We start from the raw sequence: 7224 nt of genomic DNA on the forward strand, positions 1-7224 counted from the left end.
TCGACATGGCAGTGATGGAATTCAAGAACGTCAGCAAGTCCTTCGGTACGGGTACTGCCGCGACGGATGTGCTGAAGGACATCAACCTCTCGGTTCAGGAAGGTGAGTTCGTGGTGCTGCTGGGCTTTTCCGGCACCGGCAAGACCACGCTGATCAACCTGATGGCGGGGATCGAGTTCCCGTCCAAGGGCAGGGTCTCCTTTCGCGACGCTCCGATCACCGGTCCTGCGCCGGAACGGGGGGTGATCTTCCAAAACTATTCGCTGATGCCGTGGCTGACGGTGACGGGCAATGTACGGTTGGCCGTGGATGCGGTCTTTCCCAAGATGCCCAAGGCCGAGAAAGAGGAAAAGGTCGCCCACTACATCAAGATGGTGGGGCTCAGCCACGCCGCCGGTCGCCGCCCCGCCGAACTGTCGGGCGGGATGCGTCAGCGCGTGAACGTGGCCCGTGCTTTGGCGATGGACCCCGAGGTCCTGCTGTTGGACGAACCCTTGTCGGCGCTGGACGCGCTGACCCGGGGCAATCTGGCGGAAGAGATCGAAAAGATCTGGGAAGAGAACCGCAAGACCTGTGTTCTGATCACCAATGACGTGGACGAGGCGATCCTGCTGGCCGACCGCATCATCCCGCTGAACCCCGATGGCACCTTGGGGACCGAGTTCAAAGTCTCGATCCCCCGCCCCCGCGACCGCTCGGCCATGAACCATGATGAGACGTTCAAGGCGCTGCGCGGCGAGGTCACCAAATACCTGATGGATGTGGGCATCGAGGCCAAGGTCGAAGGCACCAAAACCCTGCCCGATGTCACCCCGATCCACGGTGTACCTGCTGCGGTGAAAGAGGCGCAGACGGGCCTGATCGACGAACGCTATCTGGACTTCAGCCAATTGCACAAGGTCTACCCCACGCCCAAAGGGCCGCTGACCGTGGTCGAGGATTTCAACCTCAAGCTCAACCGGGGTGAGTTCATCTCGCTGATCGGCCACTCTGGCTGCGGTAAGTCCACCGTGCTGACCATGGCCGCCGGTCTGAATGAAATTTCGAAAGGCGCGATCAAGCTGGACGGTCGCCATGTCGAAGGGGCTGACCCGGAACGCGCCGTGGTGTTCCAGTCGCCCTCGCTGTTCCCTTGGCTGACCGCCAAGGAGAACGTCTCGGTCGGTGTGGACCGCGTCTATCCGCGCGCCAGCCAGGCCGAGCGTCAGGACGTGGTCGAGTACTACCTTGAGCGGGTCGGTCTGGCCGATGCGATGGACAAGTCCGCCGCTGATCTGTCGAACGGCATGCGTCAGCGTGTGGGCATCGCCCGTGCCTTTGCCCTGTCTCCGAAACTGCTGCTGCTGGATGAACCCTTCGGGATGCTCGACAGCCTCACCCGTTGGGAGCTGCAGGAAGTGCTGATGGAGGTCTGGTCCCGCACCAAAGTCACCACCATCTGCGTCACCCATGACGTGGACGAGGCGATCCTGCTGGCCGACCGCGTGGTGATGATGACCAACGGCCCGCAGGCCACGATCGGCAAGATCACCAATGTCGACCTGCCGCGCCCGCGCACCCGCAAGGCGCTGCTGGCCCATCCCGATTACTACGAATACCGGCAAGAGGTGTTGGATTTCCTCGAGGAATACGAGCACGGCGCAAAGCCCAAGCCGAAAACCCCTTCCCCCAAAGCCATTGCCGCGGAGTGAATGACATGAAACAGAAACTAGTGGTCATCGGAGCCGGCATGGCCTCGGGCCGGGTGCTGGAACACCTGACCGACGCCGCACCCGATGCATTTGACATCACCCTTTTCAACGCCGAGCCGCGCGGGAACTACAACCGCATCATGCTGAGCCCGGTTCTGGCCGGTGATCAGACTTACGAAGAGATCGTCACCCATGACGACGCGTGGTACGCCGAGCGTGGCATCACCTGCCGGTTTGGAGAGAAGGTGGTCAAGATTGACCGCGAGTTGAAAGTGGTCGAAGGCGAGAACGGCCATGTGCCTTATGACAAGCTGATTTTCGGCACCGGTTCCAACCCCTTCATGATCCCGATGCCGGGGCATGATCTGGACGGTGTGATCGCCTATCGCGATCTGGAAGATACCGAGCAGATGATGGGCATGGCCGCGGGCAACAAGGTCGTCGTGATCGGCGGCGGCTTGCTGGGCCTTGAGGCCGCCGCAGGCATGGCCGCGCGAGGGGCCGACGTGACCGTGGTGCATATCATGGGCCACCTGATGGAGCGTCAGCTGGACCCTGCCGCAGGCTACCTGCTGAAGAAATCGCTGGAAGAAAAAGGCATCACCGTTCTACTCAACGCCAAATCCACCGAGATTGCGGGCGAGAACGGCAAGGCCCGCGCGCTGGTGCTGGACGATGGCACCGAACTGCCCTGCGACCTGCTGGTGATGGCCGTGGGTATCCGGCCCAACACCGCGCTGGCTCAGGAGACGGGCCTGGCCGTCGGTCGGGGCATCCATGTGGACGATCAAATGATCACCTCGGATGCCGGTATCTTTGCCGTCGGTGAATGTGTCGAACATCAAGGCGAGGTATTTGGCCTTGTCGCGCCGCTTTATGACCAGGCCAAGGTGCTGGTGCAGACCCTGCTGGGCGAAAAGGCGGCGTTCAAACAGCGTTCCCTGTCCACCAAACTGAAAGTAACCGGTTGCGACCTGTTCAGCGCAGGCGACTTCGCTGAAGGCGATACCCGCGAAGACATCGTCTTCCGCGACCCGGCACGCGGCGTCTACAAGCGGCTGGTGCTTGAGGACGACAAGCTGGTCGGCGCGGTGATGTATGGCGACACCAGCGACAGCAACTGGTTCTTTGGTCTGATCCGTGATGGCGAGGATATCTCCGAAATGCGCGAGACGCTGATATTCGGCCCGGCCTATCAGGGGGGCGGCTCTGCGGACCCTCTCTCAGCCGTTGCAGCATTGCCGCCTGAGGCGGAAATCTGTGGCTGCAACGGCGTGTGCAAATCCGACATTACCTCTGCTATCGAAGGTGGAGCGACCGATCTGGGCGCGATCCGCACAACCACAAAGGCCAGCGCGTCCTGCGGGACATGCACTGGCCTGGTCGAGCAACTGTTACAGGTCACGCTGGGCGACGAATTCCAGATGCCCACCGCGCAGCCCATCTGTGGCTGCTGCGACCTGACCCATGAAGACGTCCGCCGTCTGATCAAATCGCAGGAGCTGAAAAGTCAGGAGGCCGTCTGGCAGGAGCTGGGTTGGAAAACGCTGAACGGCTGCCATGTCTGCCGCCCGGCGGTGAATTTCTACCTGCTGGCCGACTGGCCGGTGGAATACCAGGACGACCCGCAAAGCCGTTTCGTCAACGAACGCAAACACGCCAACATTCAGAAGGATGGCACGTTCAGTGTCGTACCCCGCATGTGGGGCGGCATCACCAACCCGGCCGAACTGCGCGCCATTGCCGACGCGGCCGAGAAATACGATGTGCCCACCGTCAAGGTGACCGGCGGCCAGCGGATCGACCTGCTGGGCGTGAAAGGATCTGACCTGCCTTACATCTGGTCCGATCTGAACAAGGCCGGGCTGGTTTCGGGCCACGCCTATTCCAAGGGTCTGCGCACGGTGAAAACCTGCGTCGGCACCGATCACTGCCGGTTCGGAACGCAAGACAGCACGGGCCTCGGCGTGAAGCTTGAGAAAATCCTGTGGGGCTCGTGGACGCCGCACAAGCTGAAGCTGGCGGTCTCGGGCTGCCCACGCAACTGCGCCGAGGCCACCTGCAAGGATATCGGCGTGGTTTGTGTGGACAGCGGCTATCAGATCAGCATCGGTGGCGCAGCAGGCATGGATGTCAAGGAAACCGAACTGCTGGTGCAGGTCCCCACCGAAGACGAAGCCATCGAGGTCGTGATGGCCGTCACTCAAGCCTATCGCGAGGGCGGCAAGTATCTGGACCGTCTGTATAAATGGATGGCGAAGGTCGGTCTCGACTGGATCAAGGAAACCGTGGTGGATGATCTCGACAACCGCCGCGCGCTAGTTGAGCGCTTCGAACTCAGCCAGTCCATCTATCGCAAAGACCCATGGGCCGAGCAGGCCAAAGAGGCCCCGCGCTTTGCGCCCATGGCCGATCTGACATTGGAGGCCGCAGAATGAGCTGGATCGACATCGGACATATCAACGACATCCCCGTGCGTGGTGCGCGGGTTGTGAAAACACCGGTCGGCTGTATCGCCCTGTTTCGCACGGCAGAGAATGAAGTCTTCGCCGCCTCTGACCACTGCCCCCACAAGGGCGGGCCGCTGTCCGAAGGCATCGTGCACGGCCAGTCCGTCACCTGCCCGCTGCACAATTGGGTGTTCGACCTGAACTCCGGTCAGGCCCAAGGCGCGGATGATGGGCAGATTGCCACCTACCCGGTGCAGCTGGACGGCGACCGCATCCTGCTCGACAGCACCTCGCTGAGGCAAAGGAGCGCAGCGTGAAGGATCTGACCGCCTGCGCCAAGCGCTCGACCTGCCCCTATTGCGGGGTCGGCTGTGGTGTACTGCTGCAGCCTGACGGTGCCGGAGGCCTGACGGTCACCGGTGACCCGGACCACCCGGCCAACCACGGGCGGCTCTGTTCAAAGGGTTCCGCGCTGGCCGAAACCATCGGCCTGTCGCACCGCCTGCTGGCCCCGCGCGTCTCGGGTGTCGAAACCGGCTGGGACGATACGCTGCAGCTGGTCGCCGACCGGTTCCGCGACACCATCGCCGAACACGGGCCGGATTCGGTGGCCTTTTATGTCTCGGGCCAGTTGCTGACCGAGGATTACTACGTCGCCAACAAGCTGATGAAGGGCTTCATCGGCTCGGCCAATATCGACACCAATTCGCGGCTCTGCATGGCCTCAACCGTCGCGGGGCACAAACGCGCCTTCGGCACAGACACCGTCCCCGGCACCTATGAGGATATCGACGAGGCCGATCTGGTGGTTCTGGTCGGGTCCAATCTAGCCTGGTGCCATCCGGTTCTGTATCAGCGCCTGATGGCGGCACGGCAGGCGCGCGGCACCAAGATCGTGGTGATCGATCCGCGCCGCACCGCCTCCTGCGACAGCGCAGACCTGCATCTACCACTGGCAGCGGGCAGCGACGTGGCGCTGTTCAACCACCTGCTAACTGAGATCGACGTACGTGGGCTGGTGGATATGGACTTCCTGCCCCACACAACCGGCTTTCATGCGGCGCTGGACAGCGCGCGAGCCGACAACGTCACGGTCACCGGGCTGAACCCGGATGAAATCGCGACGTTCTGCGATATGTGGACCGGCACCGAGAAGGTGGTCACAATCTTCAGCCAAGGGGTGAACCAATCCACGTCGGGCAGTGACAAGGTCAACGCAATCCTCAACTGCCATCTGGCCACCGGTCGCATCGGTAAACCGGGTTGCGGCCCTCTGTCCGTGACCGGTCAGCCCAACGCCATGGGCGGGCGCGAGGTTGGTGGGCTCGCCAACATGCTCGCCTGCCATCTGGATATCGAAAACGCCGACCACCGCGCCGCGGTGCGCGATTTCTGGTCGGCGCCCGCTATGCCCGAAGCCTCCGGCCTGAAAGCGGTAGACATGTTCCGCGCCATCGGTGACGGGCGGATCAAGGCGCTGTGGGTGATCCACACCAACCCCGCCGTGTCCATGCCCGAGGCCGACGCGGTGCGCGACGCCATCGCCGCCTGCCCTTTCACGGTCGTCTCGGACATCACCGACCGCACCGATACGGCACGACTGGCCGATGTGCTGCTGCCCGCCTTGGCCTGGGCCGAGAAAGACGGCACCGTCACCAATTCCGACCGCACCATCAGCCGCCAGCGCGCAGCTCTGACCGCCCCCGGACAGGCCCGCGCCGACTGGAACATCCTGTGCGAGGTTGGGCGGCGGATGGGCTGGACCTCGGCCTTTGACTATCAAAGCCCCGGCGAGATTTTCCGCGAGCATGCGGCACTGTCTGGCGTGGCGGCACGGTTTGGCAAAGATTTCGATATCTCGGGCTGGGCCGAACTTGACACATCCGGATATGAGGCCCTGGAGCCGACGCGCTGGCCGGTGACCGCCGCGCGACAGGGCGGACGGTTCTTTGCGGATGGGCAATTCTTTCACGCAGATGGCAAAGCCAAGCTGTTACCGGTCAAATGGCGCGCACCTGCGGCTAAAACCGGCCCGCGCTATCCGTTCTGGCTGAACACCGGACGTCTGCGCGACCAGTGGCACACGATGACCCGCAGCGGGCTGTCGCCGCGCCTGTCGGCACATCTGCCCGAGCCGTTTCTGGACATTCACCCGGATGACGCCCGGTCGCAAAAGATCAGTGCCGCCGATCTGGTCGAGGTGAGCAGCCCGCACGGCAAGGCCATTCTGCGCGCGCGGATCAACAGGGATGTCACGCAGGGTCAGGTCTTTGCCCCGATCCACTGGACCGGAGAAACCGCACCCTCAGCCCGCATCGACGCGGTGGTAGCGGCGGCAACCGACCCGGTTTCGGGCCAGCCCGAAAGCAAGGCGTCGGTCGTGCATGTCACCCGGTTCAACGCCAAATGGTACGGGTTCGCAGTCTCCGACCGGGAGATGAGCCCAAGCTGCGATTACTGGGCTCAGAGCCCAACGAAAACCGGTTATCGCGCAGAACTGGCGGGGCTGCACCCCGTCGAAGACTGGCACGTTGCAGCCCGCGACCTTTTCGGGTTGCCGGATGCAGAAATCACTGCGGTCGAGGACCCGGCCCGCGGCGTGGCCCGTCTGGTCTGCCACCAAAATGGACGGCTGGTTGCGGCGCTGTTTGTCTCGCCCCAACCGGTTGCGGTGATGCGGGACTATCTGGCGACGCTGCCGCAGGTGCCCAATCTGGGCCTGCTGTCGGGCCGCGCCCCGGCAGACATGCCAGACCCGGGGCCAATTCTGTGTTCCTGCTTTGATGTCGGGGTGAATACGATCCTGACAGCGATTGAGACCCAGGGATTGATCTCGGTCGAAGCCATTGGCGAGGCGTTGCAGGCCGGAACCAATTGCGGATCGTGTCGTCCGGAACTGGCCACACTTCTGGCCTCGGCCCAACAGAAAGAGGCCGCTGAATAGAAAAACCCCCGCCTTTTGAGCGGGGGTTTCGCCTGTTCGTTAACTGAGTTTACTCGGCGGCGTCTTGGTATGCGTCCATTGGAGGGCATGTGCAGACGAGGTTACGGTCGCCGTATGCGTTGTCGACGCGGTTGACGGG

At 62.8% G+C, this 7224-nt stretch carries 4 protein-coding genes; all 4 read left to right on the forward strand.

What is annotated here, in order from left to right:
• Positions 1-5 precede the first annotated feature (5 nt).
• From ACR0KW_RS17405 to ACR0KW_RS17420, 4 genes are read left to right on the forward strand one after another with little or no spacing between them, the layout of a single operon-like run.
• Complete coding sequence (locus tag ACR0KW_RS17405) at positions 6-1691, forward strand: ABC transporter ATP-binding protein (protein WP_480806135.1); 1686 nt, start codon at positions 6-8, stop codon at positions 1689-1691.
• 5 nt (positions 1692-1696) lie between these two features.
• Positions 1697-4129, forward strand: a complete 2433-nt coding sequence (nirB, locus tag ACR0KW_RS17410; protein ID WP_480806136.1) for a nitrite reductase large subunit NirB — start codon at positions 1697-1699, stop codon at positions 4127-4129.
• Entirely contained in the window at positions 4126-4458 is a 333-nt protein-coding gene (gene nirD, locus ACR0KW_RS17415) for a nitrite reductase small subunit NirD (protein WP_480806137.1), read from the forward strand. The genes nirB and nirD overlap by 4 nt, the downstream gene beginning before the upstream one ends.
• Complete coding sequence (locus tag ACR0KW_RS17420; protein ID WP_480806138.1) at positions 4455-7085, forward strand: molybdopterin-dependent oxidoreductase; 2631 nt, start codon at positions 4455-4457, stop codon at positions 7083-7085. Before nirD ends, ACR0KW_RS17420 begins: the two co-directional genes overlap by 4 nt.
• Positions 7086-7224 lie beyond the last annotated feature (139 nt).

Source organism: Ruegeria sp. CG11, assembly GCF_056537245.1.

Bases quoted from the DNA above. Each gene is read 5' to 3' on its own strand.
- ACR0KW_RS17405 (WP_480806135.1), top strand. From the start codon at position 6: ATGGCAGTGATGGAATTCAAGAACGTCAGCAAGTCCTTCGGTACGGGT.
- nirB (WP_480806136.1), top strand. From the start codon at position 1,697: ATGAAACAGAAACTAGTGGTCATCGGAGCCGGCATGGCCTCGGGCCGG.
- nirD (WP_480806137.1), top strand. From the start codon at position 4,126: ATGAGCTGGATCGACATCGGACATATCAACGACATCCCCGTGCGTGGT.